Origin of the sequence: Thalassoglobus sp. JC818 (genome assembly GCF_040717535.1) — a bacterium.
In the GTDB taxonomy this organism is placed as follows: domain Bacteria; phylum Planctomycetota; class Planctomycetia; order Planctomycetales; family Planctomycetaceae; genus Thalassoglobus.
The window spans coordinates 314,803-330,288 of record NZ_JBFEFI010000007.1; the positions used below are offsets into that span (position 1 = coordinate 314,803).

Below are 15,486 nucleotides of genomic sequence, written 5' to 3' on the forward strand. Positions count from 1 at the left end.
CTACTCCAGAACTTGAAATCGACTTGATGCAAAGAGTGCCTGACAAACCATCGACCAGGCTTGTTGCTCGGGTGAACGGGGCTGCTCTGGCGACGTCGGTGCGGCGTGCTCTTTGAAGTCGTTTAAGAATGTCAGCAGGTGGTCTCGGTCTGCATCGGCAGGCGTTTGATTGAGTATCAACTCGTAGAGATAGTCAAGACGCTGTCGATCATCGGATAGGGTCTCATTCGCAAGCAGAGCCGTCGCAGTTTTCTCAGCAATGTTGATCACTGACTCTTCGTTCAACATGAACAACCCTTGTTTCGCAACGAGCGTTTTGGGACGCATGCCTGTTGCAGCATGAGGATCAGTGAAGTCGAAGGCTTCGAAAATCTCGGGAAGGTCATTGCGAATCACTGGCAGGTAAACACTCCGACATGGAAAGTCTGTGCGGCGACGATTTGTATTGGCGCCGACAGCTGTAGCCTGATCGCCCAGGTACCAGACTGTTGAGTCCATGGGGTTGAGATCGAGTTGTTCACCGGAAAGGAGCATTGCATCCCGGAGTGACTCAGGATCAAGCCGTCGACGATGTGCTCGCCAGAGAAGTTCGTTTTCCGGATCGATCGCGTGCGCAGAATTGTCGTGAGAACTGCTCAGCACGAACGTGTGGCTCATCACAATCTTCTTGATCAGCGATTTCGTCGACCATCCTGAATCAATCAGCAAGTTCGCGAGATGATCGAGAAGTTCAGGATGGGTGGGCGTTTCTCCAGTTCGACCGAAGTTGTCCACGGTGCGAACGAGGCCTCTTCCCATCAGGTGATACCAGATACGGTTGGCGAGAACTCGTGCTGCCAGATTCCCCGCTCCTGACTCTGTATTCGTCAGCCAGTTTGCGAGTTCGAGTCGACCACTTTGCTCAGCGGGAATTGAGACTTCTGAGTTCGTCAGAACTTGCAGAAATCCTCGAGGGACTTGATCGCCCAGCTTGTCGAACTGTCCGGCAATGCGGATGTGTTCATCAGCGGGTTCACTCCGCTCCGTCGGCGACATGGCTCGAGGCGGGATCGATGGCGGCGAATTCCAAAGTCGATCAAATTCGGTCACCATTTCCTGCTGGGCTGTGATTCTCTGCTCGATCGCGGCTTCCGTGTCCTTCGCCACTTCGGCAATGACGAGGTCATCTCGATCAACACGAGCTGCGAATTCTTCGAGCTTGCCAGCTTTCAGGAGTTCGAGGATTTCCGTCGCGCGTTGGCGTCGATCTTTAAGCGCTTCCCGTTCTCGCCAGTAGGCTTCGTATTCGTCATCGAGTTGAGCCCCCTCGTCTCCGAGCCCAATGAGTTGCTCCATCACTCGCTGTTGACCGAGCATGTATCGTTGCTCCATCACCTCAGTTGATGAGAGAATTCCAGCGAGTGCGTAATAGTCGCGGGTTGGAACCGGATCAAACTTGTGATCATGGCATCGAGCGCACCCCAATGTTTGTCCAAGTACGGCTCGTCCAATTGTGTCGATCTGTTCGTCAGCCACTTCCATGCGTTGATTCGCCGGATTATTCCCCAGCAAAACTTTCGGCCCCATCACGAGAAAACCAGCTGCGATACGCTGTTCGTCCCGTTGTTCGATGGACTCGTACGGCAATAAGTCGCCAGCGATCTGCAATCTCAGAAATCTGTCATACGAGAGGTCATCGTTGATCGCCGAAATGACCCAGTTGCGGTAGCGCCACGCTTCACGGAAGAGAAAGTTTTCATCGAGGCCGTTGGAGTCTGCGTATCTTGCGAGGTCGAGCCAATGGCGTCCCCAACGTTCGCCAAAATGAAATGATGAGAGAAACCGATCGACTTGCCTCTCGTAAGCATCGGATCGATCATCCGACAGAAACGATTCCATCTCCTCAAGCGTTGGGGGAAGTCCTGTCAACAAAATTGAAACGCGCCGGAGAAGAGTTCGACGATCGGCATCATCAACTGGGTGCAGTTCGCGATCTTCCAGTTCTTTCAGAGTGAAGTGATCGATCGTCGTCAGCGGCCACTGAGTGTCAGTGACAGCTGGAAGAGGCTGATCAGAAAGCGGGAGGAATGCCCAATGTTCACGTCCGCGAACCGGATCAGACGGAACATCTGCGTTGACTAGCCGAACGGCTTCGGTCCGTGGATCAGGGGCACCGAGACGCACCCAGTGTTCAAAGTCTGCGATTTCCCGCTCACTCAACGCCTGATCGGGTGGCATCTGCAAGTTTTCGTCGTCGTAGCGGATCGCGGTAATTAACAGGCTGCCATCAATGTCGCCCGGGACAATCGCCGTGCCTGAATCGCCCCCATCTTGCCAGCCGCTTCGAGCGTCGAGTGTGAGGCCGCCTTCTGAGCTTTGCGATGCCTCCGAATGGCAGGAGTAGCAGCGTTTGATAAGAACAGGTCGAATCTTCTCTTCGAAGAAGTCTTCTCCGCTATCAGCGACAGCTGATGCTGCTGTCACAGCGATGATGCTGAGTGCAACACAACATGTTTTCAACTCGCTGAAGCGATTGGTGATCAACATGGTTGAATTTTCAAGGCAGGAGTCAGTGGCGGGAAGCGAGGTGTGACATGAGATGGAATCGAATGTCACATATTCACTTTGTCTGATCTGATTCTATTTCACAACATCCTCACTTCGCAAACTCAACTCGCAAAGTTTCGCGTCAGCGGTTGGTCAATTTGAGGGCAGCGAGGAGAAACGTCACATTTGGATTGAATGCACAGGAATATCAAAATGACACTATGCACTCCGAAGCGGAGCGACGACGAGAGTGATTGGGACATGCTTCGCAGAGTTCTCATCGAAACACTACCCAAGCAATTCGAACGATTGCGATTGCATCCGTATCCTGAAGAAAGAGCCGATAAGACAGGATGTTTATTGCATTGCGAAGAAAGTGCGTCGGTCGCAATAGGAGCAGAATGAAGAGTCGCCTGTCTGGCTTTGAGAAGGGCAATGAGGTTGAAGAGTGTCAACCGAAGAAGACAGCGAACCTCCCCGTGGCGGGCAACCTGGGGAGGCTCTAAGCTGGCGAAGCCGGCCAGGTCATTGCCAGCTTACGGTTAACATTGCTCACACAATCGGCTTTGCAAGAAAATTCCTCAGAATCAAATGGGGGAAACATTCCGCATCTGGTCCATGTGGTTTCACGGCAACATGACGATTCCGATTCCCTCTGCCTTCGGTGATGTAGACTCTCCACACTGAAGTCGTCGACTCATAAAACAAGCGAGCCTCACGTCGGGCGGGCGTTCCGAGTGAGGCTCTTTCTGTCAATCACGGGCCGGTGAATGACAGAGTCTACAGAGCATCGCATCTACTTAAGCGTTCGCAAGCAGGAAGGGCTAAGTTGAGGGACATCCCTAAGACGATTCTCACGGTCTCCCAGCATTCACCAGGTCTCGATGCTCTCTGTCAGGTGACCATGATTGCGGAACGCTCTCAGAATGTTTCTTGCGAGACATGTGTCTTGAAGACTTTGGTCACCAACGGGCTGTCTGGACTGCGCATCGCGCACTCTTTAGGTTTAATGAACGAGCTGACCAAGAATGTGACTCGATGCCATCTTGTTGTCACTGGTCTTTGCTTGAGTTTCATCACTAGTTCAGAATGAAGAGAAACGATGATTCGAAACATCAGAAACTGTTGGGCAATTCTGCTCCTGTGCTGTTCTGTCAGCTTTGCGTCTGATGACCGTCCCAACATTCTCTTCATCGTTTCAGAGGACAACGGACCGGAACTGGGATGTTACGGAGATCCATATGCCAAGACGCCGCATCTTGATCAACTGGCCGCCAGTGGAGTTCTGTTCCAGCGAGCCTTTGTTCCTCAAGCGGGATGCAGCCAATCTCGCGCCAGCTTTCTGACAGGGCTTTATCCGCATCAGCATGGTCAAATCGGACTAGCAACGTGGGGCTTTCGATTAACTTCCGAGGAGACGCCAAACCTTCCGCGAAGCTTGAAACAGGCGGGCTACCGCACCGGTCTGATTGGAAAGCTGCACATCAATCCAAAGTCAGCGTTTCCTTTCGATCTGCATGAAATTCCGTCTTCAAACTTCGCTCGCAAGAATCTGTCGGAATACGCGCAGCATGCGGAGTCATTCATGAGTGAGGATGACAAGCCCTTTTTTCTCAGCGTGAATTACCCAGATGCCCATGCTCCATGGATTCGTCAGATTGAAGGATCGCCGGAACAACCACAATCCGCAAACGACGTGCAAGTCATCGAGTACATGGGGATCAATCCACCCGGGCTAAGAGAGTTGGTTGCCAACCATTACAACTGCATGAGCCGACTTGATTCCCTTATTGGAGACTTGTTAGCAGCCTTGGAGCGATCCGGGAAATCCGAAAATACGATCGTCATCTACTTTGGCGATCATGGTGCGGATTTTTTGAGAGGGAAGCGAACGAGCTATGAGGGAGGATTGAGAGTCCCATTACTGATGCGCTGGCCGGGAAAGATTGCTCCACAGGTACGCGACGAACTTGTATCGACGATCGATTTAATGCCGACACTGCTGGAAGCATCGCAAGCAGATCCAGTCAAAAACCTTCCGGGAGAGTCTCTGTTGCCTCTGCTGTCAGAGGAGGACGCGCAGTGGAGAGAATATTTCTGTGCGGAATATCACACGCATGCTGCAGCCCCGAACTACTTTCCGCAGCGATCGATCCGGAACGCGCGTTACAAACTCATTGAAAGCCTGTTGCCGAACACGATTCACCCCGACTATTCCGTCACCATTCAGAAACTAAATCAGGTTCTGCCTGCAGGGTCTCAAACCATTGAAGAGTCCATCGAGCAATCTCCGACCGATGTTCATGAAGCATACAAGCTGATGGAACAGCCTCCTCGGTACCAACTCTATGATCTTCAATCAGACCCACATGAGTTTCACAATCTTGCTGGCGATCCAAAGCATGCAGAGACGCTCAATGATCTCAAAGAACACCTCGAACAGTGGAGAGCCGCGACGAACGATCCACTGCTCGATCAGCAAATCTTGAATGAACTGACAAACGAGGTTCAATCGGTGAAGTCCAAGTCCAAAGCAAAAAACTACGATTGGAAATATCCCGATCACTTCGCGCGGCATGCTGCGTCGAAATGAATGAGGTGCCAAAGCTTATGTTAGGGGAAGTTTAATGAAAGTTGTGTGAATTCGCTGTTCGAGCAAATTCCTGATTCGCAGTTCCTGGTGAGCTTGAGCATACGATTGAAGAAGTCCGTTCACCAAATTTGAAAACGCTGTCGTTTCGGTTTGAAGCTTGTCGGTCATTCGATATCGTAAGTCATGCTCCAGTGATGAAAGGTGGCGGAGGATGACTGAATCGGTGCAGCAGCTTGTTCGGTACACGCGCATTCTGGAAATTGTTGGCGACGTGATCCGACTGCGGGCGTCGGGAGTTGCCCTTGGTGACATCGCTGAGGTCCAGAACACCGACGGGGAAGCCTCGATGGCGCGAGTCATCGGGCTCGATAGAAACATCGTCAGCCTTCAGGTCTTTGCGGGGGGGAAGGGGCTTTCGACCGACGCCGTCGTGCGATTTCTGGGAAAACCGCTCGACGTTGTTTACTCCCCGAACATCCTTGGGCGAATCTTCTGCGGATCGGGCGAACCAATCGACGGTGGTCCTTCGCTGACGACGGATCGTCATGTTCCCGTCGGCGGTCCAACAGTCAACCCCGTGATGCGAGTGATGCCGTCGCGCATGATTGAAACTCGCGTTCCGATGATTGACTTGTTCAATTCACTGGTTGAAAGCCAGAAAATTCCCATCTTTTCCATTGCTGGAGAGCCACACAACGAATTGCTTGCGAGAATCGGATTCCAAGCGGACGCCGATGTGCTCGTCTTCGGCGGGATGGGATTGATCTTCGACGACTACCACTTCTTTCGCAGGTCGTTTGAAGAACACGGTGTCTTCGGTCGGACGATTATGTTTGTCAACCAAGCGTCCGATCCACTTGTCGAGCGTTTATTGATCCCCGATATGGCACTCGCGGTGGCAGAGCGATTCGCTGTTGAAGAGAACAAGAGAGTTCTCGTGCTGATGACAGACATGACAGCTTACGCCGATGCCATGAAAGAGATTGGAGTCGCACAGGAGCGGATTCCGGCCGTCCGGGGTTATATGGGGGACTTGTATACTCAGCTCGCACAACGCTACGAAAAGGCGTGCGACTTCAAAGGAGCGGGTTCCGTCACAATTTTAACCGTCACGACGATGCCGGGGGACGATGTCACTCATCCTGTTCCAGATAACACCGGTTACATCACAGAAGGGCAATTCTATTTGCATGGCGGCGTGATTGATCCTTTTGGGTCGCTATCGCGATTGAAGCAGCATGTCATCGGCAAAGAGACTCGAGAAGACCATTCGCAGATTATGAATACGATGATTCGGTTCTATTCAGAAGCAGTCGAGTCGGAGAAAAAACAGGCGATGGCGTTCGAATTGTCTCAGTTTGACAAGAAACTCCTCAAGTACTCGAAGTTATTCCGGGAGCGATTCATGAACATTCATGTCTCACTGGGAGTGAATGACGCACTCGACTTGTGCTGGCAAACACTCGCGGAGTGTTTTGAGCCCAGAGAATTGCTGATGAAACAACATCTGGTCGACATGTATTTCCCTAGGGCGGAGGACAAGGAGAAGCAATAGCTGCAATGAGCACATTCAAGTCTCGGTCAGCCACAACGCTGCACTGAGTTGAATACAATCTCACGTGTATTGAATTTCTGTGCTGTCTTTTGGTTACTTCGTGGAAAGTTGCAGTTGATCGATGGCGAAATTAAAACTCAGCAAAAACTCGCTTCAGCAACAACAGCAACAGTTAAAGCTGTACAAGAAACTTCTGCCGTCACTCGATCTAAAACGTCGTCAGCTCTCCGTTGAAGCCAAGAAAGCCCGGGTCGACCATGAGAAGACGATTGATGCATTGGAGCAACTCGAGGTCGAAACGAGCCGCGATCTCCCGATGATCGCTGATGACTCTTTTGATTACACACGTCTTGTTCATCTCAAAGGTCATGTTGTGGGTGAAGACAACGTCGTCGGTACTCGGCTTCCGGTTCTTCAGAGTGTCGACCTCGAGATTGCAGGGTATTCGAAAATGGCGACACCTGCCTGGTTTGACGTGCTCGTGGATCGGTTGAAACAGGCTGTGGAACTAAAGCTTCGAGCACGTGTCGAGGAAAAACGTCTCGAGATTCTCAACCACGCTGTTCGCCGGATCACGCAGCGTGTGAATCTCTTTGAGAAAATCCTCATCCCCACGGCTGAGAAGAACATCCAGCGGATTCGGATCTATCTCAACGATGCCGAGCGAGCATCTGTTGTCACCTCGAAACTGGCGAAAGCAAAGCAACAGGCAACTGGAGCGGGATACAGCTTTGAGGAGGATCAAAGATGAGCATCGTTCCATTGTCACATGTCACGATCTTTGGTTTTCAGAAAGACAAAGAACGTCTGCTCGATCGTCTGCAGGAATTTGGCAAGTTAGAAATCATCCCGTTTAGAAGCCAGGATGGCCTCGAATTCAAAGGGCCGACGAACAATTCTCGCAAAGCGTTAAAGTTTCTACTTACAACGCCGCAGCATCGTCGGCAGATCAGCGACCCGAAACTATTCGATCCAGCAGGCATCGAGAAACAGGCACTTGAGCTAGAGTCGCAGCTGTACGATCTTCGCTACGAACGCGATGAAGTAAAGCAGCGAATCGAGGAGCTTCGTCCGTTTGGAGAATTTGCATTTGCATCGCCAGACGAGATGGCGGGTCTCAAGCTGTGGTTTTATGTCGTCCCGAGTCGCGAAGCATCGGAGTTGAAAGAGACCGGTTTTCTGAACAGGGCAGGGGAGAAGCTCCCTTGGAGAATCGTTTCGACGAGTCGGCAAATGAGTTACGTCGTGGTGGTCGCTGATCAGAAACCCGTTGAGTTTGTGGGGGAACGAATTGAAACCGACTCGCGCTCGCCGCAACAGTTGCGGAATCGTCTTGGCGAAGTCGAAGTCGAAATCGAAAACTGCATGGTGGAACGAACTCGCCTCACCATGTGGTGCCGATTGTTTGCACGGAGCCTTAATGACCTGGAAGACTCCGCCGCTCGTCAACGTGCCGCAGCACTGACTTGCGACAGTGATCCGATCTTCGCAGTCGAAGCCTGGGTACCAGAGGAACATGTTGCAGAACTCACTTCTGATTCACAAAAGAATGGATTCGTCTGTGAAAGTCGAGCTCCACGGCGAGATGAAAATCCGCCGACCTTAATGCGAAACACGCCGAGAACCGAAGTCGGTGAAGATCTGGTTTCATTCTACATGACTCCCGGATATTGGACGTGGGACCCGTCTGCGTTGGTGCTTGTTTCGTTTGCGATTTTCTTCGCGATGATTCTGGCAGACGCTGCCTATTCGCTGATTATCTTACTGGCCCTCGCTTTCTTCTGGAAACGCCTCGGAAAGTCCCCCACTGGATGCCGGTTCCGTCCGATGCTAGTCCTGATCTCCGTGGCTTCGCTCATCTATGGAGTGTTCGTCGGAAGCTATTTTGGAGTCACACCGGCTGAAGGCTCTTTGTTGAGTCACCTTCATTTCTTGGATATGAATAACTCTACGATGATGATGGGCCTGTCGATTTTAGTCGGAGCAGTGCATGTCATCCTCGCCAACATTATGGATGCACGACGTCATTCAAATTGGACGGACCGCTTGTGTTCTCTGGGCTGGGCAGTGGCAATCTCAGGCGGATTGATTTTTGCGGCAAGCAAAATCGATGAGAAGTTTAGTGCTTTGGGAACAGTCGGGACCGCAGCTATGGTTCTTGGGCTGTTGTTCGTCGTGCTTTATACCGCTCCATACGAAAAGCCTCACCGTCGACTTCTTTATGGAACTCTGGGGCTTGCGAAAGTCTCCGCCGCGTTTGGGGACATTTTGAGTTATTTGCGACTCTTTGCCTTGGGGCTGGCCTCCGCTTCGTTGGCGACCGCTTTCAATGATATGGCTTCGGGTGTTCGTGAAGCGGTTCCGAGTCTGGGGCTTTTTCTTGCGTTGCTGATTTTGTTGTTCGGCCATTCATTGAACATGCTGCTGGGGGTCTCCAGCGGTGTGATTCACGGGCTGCGACTCAATGTGATTGAGTTTTTTAACTGGGGACTGAAGGAAGAGGGGCAAACCTTCGCTCCGTTTCGACGAAAGGACGGATCATTATGGAAATGACGATGCTGGTTCTCGGTTGGATCGGCTTGTACTCGCCACTGGCGCTCGGGGCGATCGGCAGCATGATCGGCTGTCTTCGGGGCGGGATGGCCGCCTGCGGAGCCATGCTCGAAGTCGAGAGAGGTTATGGACGGTTCGTTGGCGTGGCAGCGATGCCGTCGTCGCAAACCATTTACGGAATCGTGGTGACGATGACGTTGCCTGCCGCGATCACCCCCGAGAATTCTCCCGGAATTTTCGTGTTGGGAGTCATGTGCGGAGCGGCCTTGACGTGCAGTGCGATGGCACAGGGGGCAGCATGTGCATCAGCCATCAATGCCTCCAAGAGCAAACCGGAAGTGTTTGGTGTCTCTCTTGCTCCTGCAGCGCTCATCGAGGGTTTCGCAGTGTTCGCGTTTGTGTTCGCACTCGTTCTGGCTGGACGACTGCCTCAGTAATCGCATGCGAGTCATGGTCAGATCGGAGTCGGAAAACTCCACTGTTTGAAAAGGAAGCAACGATGGAAGATCGCGAAGAATCATCTTCCGGTATTCAGGAACTCATTGACAGTATTCGGGATCAGGGCGTCAATGCTGCTCAATCTGAGGCCGATCAACTTCTCCGAGACGCTCGTCAGCGGGCGAACGAAATTGTTTCGAAGGCCAAAACCGAAGCCGAAGAGACTCGGTCGAAAGCGTTTGCAGAGATTGAAGCCCATCGGCAGGCATCGTTGGACGCACTCCAACTTGCAGCGCGAGACACAACGCTGGAACTCAAAGCTCGCGTGACGAAACGCTTCGAAGAGTTCGTCGAACGTCTGGTTGTCTCGGCGACACACGACAAGGACCTGATCCGAAACATTGTGCTCGTTCTGGCTGGTCGCGCCGTTGATGAAGTCATTCAGGACAAAGACATGATCGTGAAAGTTTCGAAAGCGTTGGATGGCGAGAACACTCTCGAAGAAGATGGCCACCGGACGGCGCTCGCTTTGACGAGCGACATGTTACGGGAAGGAATAGAAATCGTTTCGGACTCAGAAGTCGAAGGTGGCGTTCGTGTTCATTTGGTAGACGATAATCTCGAGATCGACCTGTCCGATCGGGCGGTTTCACGATTGATTGCCGACCGACTCATTCCACGTTTTCATTCGATCATGCCAGACGAAGATTACCCGTAGATGTAACTCATCACTGCTCATGAGAAGACTGATGTCTTACAAACCTTACAACTTGGATGGCAAACGCTACGTGCTCGGAGGAACAGAGCATGTACTATGATCTCGTATGCAGCTTACCGCACCTCGTCCATTTCGAACGAGTGCGTCGATTGCCAATCACTCCGCAGCGATTGAAAGAGCGGTTGCGTGGTTTGCGTCCGGAACATGCTTCCAAATTGAATGAAGCGTTAATGTTATTACGCTGGCGTCCTTTGAGTTTAAACTCAGCGAACGATGCATCCTGGGCTGAGTCATGTGAGAAGTTCTTGAACTCATGTCGAATCGAATCGCTGACAAGCTATGTCCAGTATCGCATCACACAGCAAGTTCTCGTCGCTGCGCTGCGATTAAAACGTGATGGCTTGGAGTGGCATGAAACCCCCGTTTTCGAAGGGGAATTGGGCCTAGAGCAGCATCTACGGAGACGCTGGAATGCTTCGTACTTCGGGCTTGAGTACGTCTATCCGTGGATTCCGGAGGTCCAGGCGAATCTAGCGGAAGTGAAACCACTCAACCTCGAAAAAACTCTGATGAATCTGAACTGGAAGTGGCTTTCCGAATACGCCGGTGCCCCGACGTTTCAATTCGATGATGTGATGGCGTACGTCTTCAAGTGGGACATTCTCAGGTCCTGGCTGGCGCACGATACGGAGCGAGCCCAAACTAAATTCGCAGAAATTGTAAATCAGGTGGCAGATGTCCATTCCACAGAGCAAGAGTAAAGCTCCGACCGTCGCAACCGTTGTTCAAGTTCGCGAGAGTTTGGTCCTCATCGAGATCGGTGAAGATCAGGCAGTCCGCAAGAACGAAGTTGGATACATTTGCGTCGGAGATGAGCGACTCAAGTCCGAGGTACTGCGAATTCGTGGAAGAACTGCCGACATGCAGGTTTTCGAAGACACGACAGGCGTTCGCGTCGGTGATCGCGTCGAAATGACCGGGGAAATGCTCTCCGCCACACTGGGACCCGGGCTGTTGGGAAAGGTCTTTGACGGGCTGCAAAATCCTCTTCATCAACTCGCAGACCAACACGGCTTCTTTCTCCCGCGCGGAGCGATTGCGGAACCTTTGGATTCTGAGAAGAAGTGGGAATTCACTCCGACGGCCGAAGTCGGATCACTCGTTCCACCCGGAGGCGTTTTGGGCACCGTTCCGGAAGGACCGTTCACACACAAAATTCTCGTTCCATTCGGACTGCAGGAACCCGCAAAAATTCTTGAGATCTCAAGTGGGGAATTTACGATCCAGGAACCGATCGCACGCATTGAGTCTGCCGGTATTCAAAGAGAAGTGACGATGACGCAGCAGTGGCCCGTCCGTCGCCCGGTGCCTGCTTCGATGTTACGGAGGAAGTACGCCGAGCGACTCTATTCTGAGACGCCGCTGACAACGGGAACGCGAATCATCGACACCTTCTTCCCGATCGCTATCGGCGGGACAGCATGCATTCCGGGCCCTTTCGGAGCAGGAAAAACCGTCCTGCAAAGCACGATCGCGAGATATTCCAGCGTCGACATCGTAGTCGTTGTCGCATGCGGGGAACGAGCGGGGGAGGTTGTGGAAACTATTTCACTCTACCCGGAAACCAAAGACCCTCGCACCGGCGGGACTCTGATGGATCGGACAATTATCATCTGTAATACATCGTCCATGCCGGTGGCAGCACGCGAAGCTTCGATTTATATGGGCGTCACGCTCGCTGAATATTATCGGCAAATGGGGCTGAACGTGTTGCTGATCGCTGACTCCACTTCTCGATGGGCACAAGCGATGCGAGAGACATCGGGACGAATGGAAGAAATCCCTGGCGAGGAGGCTTTCCCGGCTTACCTCGATTCTTCGATCAAAAGCGTCTACGAACGAGCGGGGGTGATGCGTTGTGCGGATGGCTCGCGAGGAAGTTTGACGATGATCGGAACCGTTTCCCCAGCAGGGGGGAACTTCGAAGAACCGGTCACGCAATCAACTCTCGGGACGGTCAAAACTTTTCTCGGACTCTCGTACGATCGGGCATATCGCCGATTCTATCCTGCGATCGATCCGTTGCAGTCCTGGTCGCGCTACCTGGATCAATTGGCTCCCACGTTGAACAGTGAACTTGGGGCTAACTGGGTGCGTGATGTCAAAAAGATGCACGAACTACTGCGAGAAGGGGATTCGATCAACCAGATGATGCAGGTGACCGGCGAAGAAGGGATCACATTGGAAGACTTCGTGATCTGGCAGAAGTCCGTCCTGCTCGACATGGCGTTTCTCCAACAGGACGCATTCGATGAAGTCGATTCCTGTATGCCTCGCCCGCGCCAGAAGCAGAGTCTCGAACTTCTGAAGATGATCATTGAACACGAGAATCAGTTCGACGACCGAAATGAAATTCGCGACTTTTACACGACACTTACTGGTCTGTTTAAGAACTGGAATTACAGCCCGCCAGATTCTGCCGACTTCAACAAGTACTTCGAAGAAATATCAAACACCTTTCAGCAGACGGAATCGGTAGCCCAGGACTGAAGAAGCGAATGCAATTCGGGAACTGATTTTATCTGAAATTGACATTCCACGACCGCTCGCAATTTATAGTGCAGCACTTACCTCGCATGACCAAAACGGAGAAGTGAAATGAGTCAGGCAATCGAAAAGAGTCAGGCAGGTCCTCTCAGTGCTGATGAACTGCGACGGATGAACGCGTACTGGCGAGCGCTGAACTATCTGTCTGTCGGTCAGATTTACCTTCTCGACAATCCTCTTCTCAAGGAACCGCTGAAACGTGAGCACACGAAACCGAGGCTTCTGGGACACTGGGGGACATCGCCGGGGTTAAATATGTTGTGCGTTCATCTCAACCGTGTGATTAAGCGAGATGACCTCAACATGATCTACGTCATCGGTCCGGGGCACGGTGGGCCATCGCTTGTTGCTCATGCATATCTGGAGGGAACCTACAGCGAGCGATATCCAAACATCACACAAGATGCTGCCGGAATGCAGAAGCTGTTCAAACAGTTCAGCTTTCCGGGCGGAATTCCGAGTCACGTCGCGCCCGAGACGCCGGGCAGCATTCACGAAGGGGGCGAACTGGGATACGCACTCAGCCATGCCTACGGCGCAGCTTTCGACAATCCCGATCTCATTGTCGCTTGCGTCGTCGGGGACGGGGAAGCAGAAACTGGCCCACTTGCAACTGGATGGCATGGCAACAAATTCCTCAATCCTGCTCGTGACGGCTGCGTTCTGCCAATCTTGCATCTGAACGGGTACAAGATTGCCAACCCATGCTTCCTTGCGAGAATTCCAAAGGATGAGTTGCAGAAATACTTTGAAGGCATGGGATACGAACCGCACTTCGTCGAGGGTCACGATCCTGCTTCTGTGCATCAGCAACTTGCTGAAACGCTCGATGCAGTCACAGAGAAGATCCAAAACATCTGGAGCGATGCTCGCTCGACGGGAAACGTCACTCGCCCCAAATGGCCGATGATTGTGTTCCGCACTCCTAAAGGCTGGACGTGCCCGCCCGAAATTGATGGAAAGAAGTGCGAAGACTATTGGCGCAGCCATCAGGTCCCAATGGGGGATCTAAACAATGAGAATCACATCCAGATTCTCGAAACGTGGATGAAGAGTTACGGCCCTGAGGAACTCTTCGACGAAAACGGAAGACTCATTCCAGAATTAGCCTCGCTCGCCCCGGGAGGGCACCGACGAATGAGTGACAATCCTCATTCAAACGGCGGGCTTCTCATGCGAGATCTCAGACTGCCGGATTTCCGAGACTACGAAGTTGAGGTCAAAAGCCCAGGCGAAACGATTGCAGAGTCAGCCCGTTGCATGGGGGGATATCTACGCGACGTCATGAAGCTCAACCTCGACAGCAAGAATTTTCGAATCTTCAGCCCTGACGAAAACAATTCTAATCGCTGGCAGGATGTACTGGACGTTACCGATCGCTGCTACATGGCCCAGATCTATCCGGAAGACGATCACCTTTCGCCGGATGGGCGTGTGATGGAGGTTCTCAGCGAGCATCAGTGCCAGGGGTGGTTGGAAGGCTATCTTCTCACCGGTCGGCACGGATTCTTCTCGTGCTATGAAGCGTTCATCCACATTATTGACTCGATGTTCAATCAACATGCGAAGTGGTTAAAGACATGCAATCACATTCCATGGAGACGACCGATCGCTTCGCTCAATTACTTTCTGAGCTCCCATGTCTGGCGACAGGATCACAACGGCTTAAGTCATCAGGATCCGGGATTTATTGACCACGTTGTCAATAAGAAAGCAGAAATCATTCGCGTTTATCTGCCCCCAGACGCGAACTGTCTTCTGTCTGTGACAGAGCATTGCCTGCGCAGCCGCAACTACGTCAATGTTGTCATCGCTGGGAAACAGCCAGCTCCGCAGTGGTTGACGATGGATCAGGCAATCAAGCACTGTACTGCCGGGCTGGGGATTTGGGAGTGGGCGAGCAATGATATGGGGTGCGAACCGGATGTCGTGATGGCGTGTTGCGGCGATGTTCCGACGCTCGAAACACTCGCAGCGGTTGAACTTCTTCGAACGCATCTTCCCGAGTTAAAAGTCCGTGTCATCAACGTCGTCAACCTGATGAAACTTCAACCTCAAAGTGAACATCCCCACGGGTTGTCTGACCACGACTTCGATGCTTTGTTTACCAAAGACAAGCCGATCATTTTTGCGTTCCACGGTTATCCATCGCTGATTCATCGCCTGACGTACAGACGGTCGAACCACAAAAACCTTCACGTGCGAGGGTATAAGGAAGAGGGAACGACGACTACGCCATTCGATATGGTCGTCATGAATGATCTCGATCGGTTCCATCTCTGTGAGGATGTCATTGATCGACTTCCGCAACTCGGTTCGCGTGCTGCGTACTTCAAACAAAAACTCCACGAAAAACTGATTGACCACAAAGAGTATATCGCCAAGCACGGTGACGACATGCCCGAAGTCGCCGGATGGGGATGGGGCCGCAATCACAAACCAGCGGACGCGACAACCTCCACAGAAGGAGATAATGTCTAGCTGATACCGATGAAT

General features: G+C 52.2%; 10 protein-coding genes. 9 read left to right on the forward strand and 1 reads right to left on the reverse strand.

Going from position 1 to position 15,486, the window contains the following annotated elements:
* On the reverse strand, positions 1–2,526 hold the full coding sequence (locus tag AB1L42_RS19200) for a PSD1 and planctomycete cytochrome C domain-containing protein (protein WP_367059874.1): 2,526 nt from the start codon (positions 2,524–2,526) through the stop codon (positions 1–3).
* Between the two features lie 1,102 nt (positions 2,527–3,628).
* Here AB1L42_RS19200 and AB1L42_RS19205 point away from each other — a divergent pair.
* The 9 genes from AB1L42_RS19205 to AB1L42_RS19245 all read left to right on the forward strand — a co-directional run bounded on the left by AB1L42_RS19205 (position 3,629) and on the right by AB1L42_RS19245 (position 15,471).
* On the forward strand, positions 3,629–5,119 hold the full coding sequence (locus tag AB1L42_RS19205) for a sulfatase (RefSeq protein WP_367059877.1): 1,491 nt from the start codon (positions 3,629–3,631) through the stop codon (positions 5,117–5,119).
* 211 nt (positions 5,120–5,330) lie between these two features.
* Positions 5,331–6,674: a V-type ATP synthase subunit B gene (locus AB1L42_RS19210; RefSeq protein ID WP_367059880.1), complete on the forward strand. Its 1,344-nt coding sequence runs from the start codon at positions 5,331–5,333 to the stop codon at positions 6,672–6,674.
* 121 nt (positions 6,675–6,795) lie between these two features.
* Positions 6,796–7,425 (forward strand): V-type ATP synthase subunit D, encoded by a 630-nt coding sequence (locus tag AB1L42_RS19215; protein WP_367059883.1) that lies wholly within the window; start codon positions 6,796–6,798, stop codon positions 7,423–7,425.
* The gene (locus tag AB1L42_RS19220; RefSeq protein ID WP_367059886.1) at positions 7,422–9,227 is read left to right on the forward strand and encodes an ATPase V; all 1,806 of its coding nucleotides are present in this window, start codon (positions 7,422–7,424) and stop codon (positions 9,225–9,227) included. Before AB1L42_RS19215 ends, AB1L42_RS19220 begins: the two co-directional genes overlap by 4 nt.
* The gene (locus AB1L42_RS19225; RefSeq protein ID WP_367059889.1) at positions 9,218–9,664 is read left to right on the forward strand and encodes an ATP synthase subunit C; all 447 of its coding nucleotides are present in this window, start codon (positions 9,218–9,220) and stop codon (positions 9,662–9,664) included. The genes AB1L42_RS19220 and AB1L42_RS19225 overlap by 10 nt, the downstream gene beginning before the upstream one ends.
* Before the next feature lie 62 nt (positions 9,665–9,726).
* A complete protein-coding gene (locus AB1L42_RS19230; RefSeq protein ID WP_367059892.1) occupies positions 9,727–10,383 on the forward strand; it encodes a hypothetical protein in 657 nt (218 codons plus the stop codon).
* Between the two features lie 89 nt (positions 10,384–10,472).
* Positions 10,473–11,144: a DUF2764 family protein gene (locus AB1L42_RS19235; protein ID WP_367059895.1), complete on the forward strand. Its 672-nt coding sequence runs from the start codon at positions 10,473–10,475 to the stop codon at positions 11,142–11,144.
* Positions 11,119–12,933, forward strand: coding sequence for a V-type ATP synthase subunit A (locus tag AB1L42_RS19240; RefSeq protein WP_367059898.1), 1,815 nt, complete (start codon positions 11,119–11,121; stop codon positions 12,931–12,933). The genes AB1L42_RS19235 and AB1L42_RS19240 overlap by 26 nt, the downstream gene beginning before the upstream one ends.
* 108 nt (positions 12,934–13,041) lie before the next feature.
* Positions 13,042–15,471 carry a phosphoketolase family protein gene (locus tag AB1L42_RS19245; protein ID WP_367059901.1) on the forward strand — a complete coding sequence of 810 codons (2,430 nt, stop codon included), beginning with the start codon at positions 13,042–13,044 and terminating at the stop codon, positions 15,469–15,471.
* The last annotated feature ends 15 nt before the right edge of the window (positions 15,472–15,486 follow it).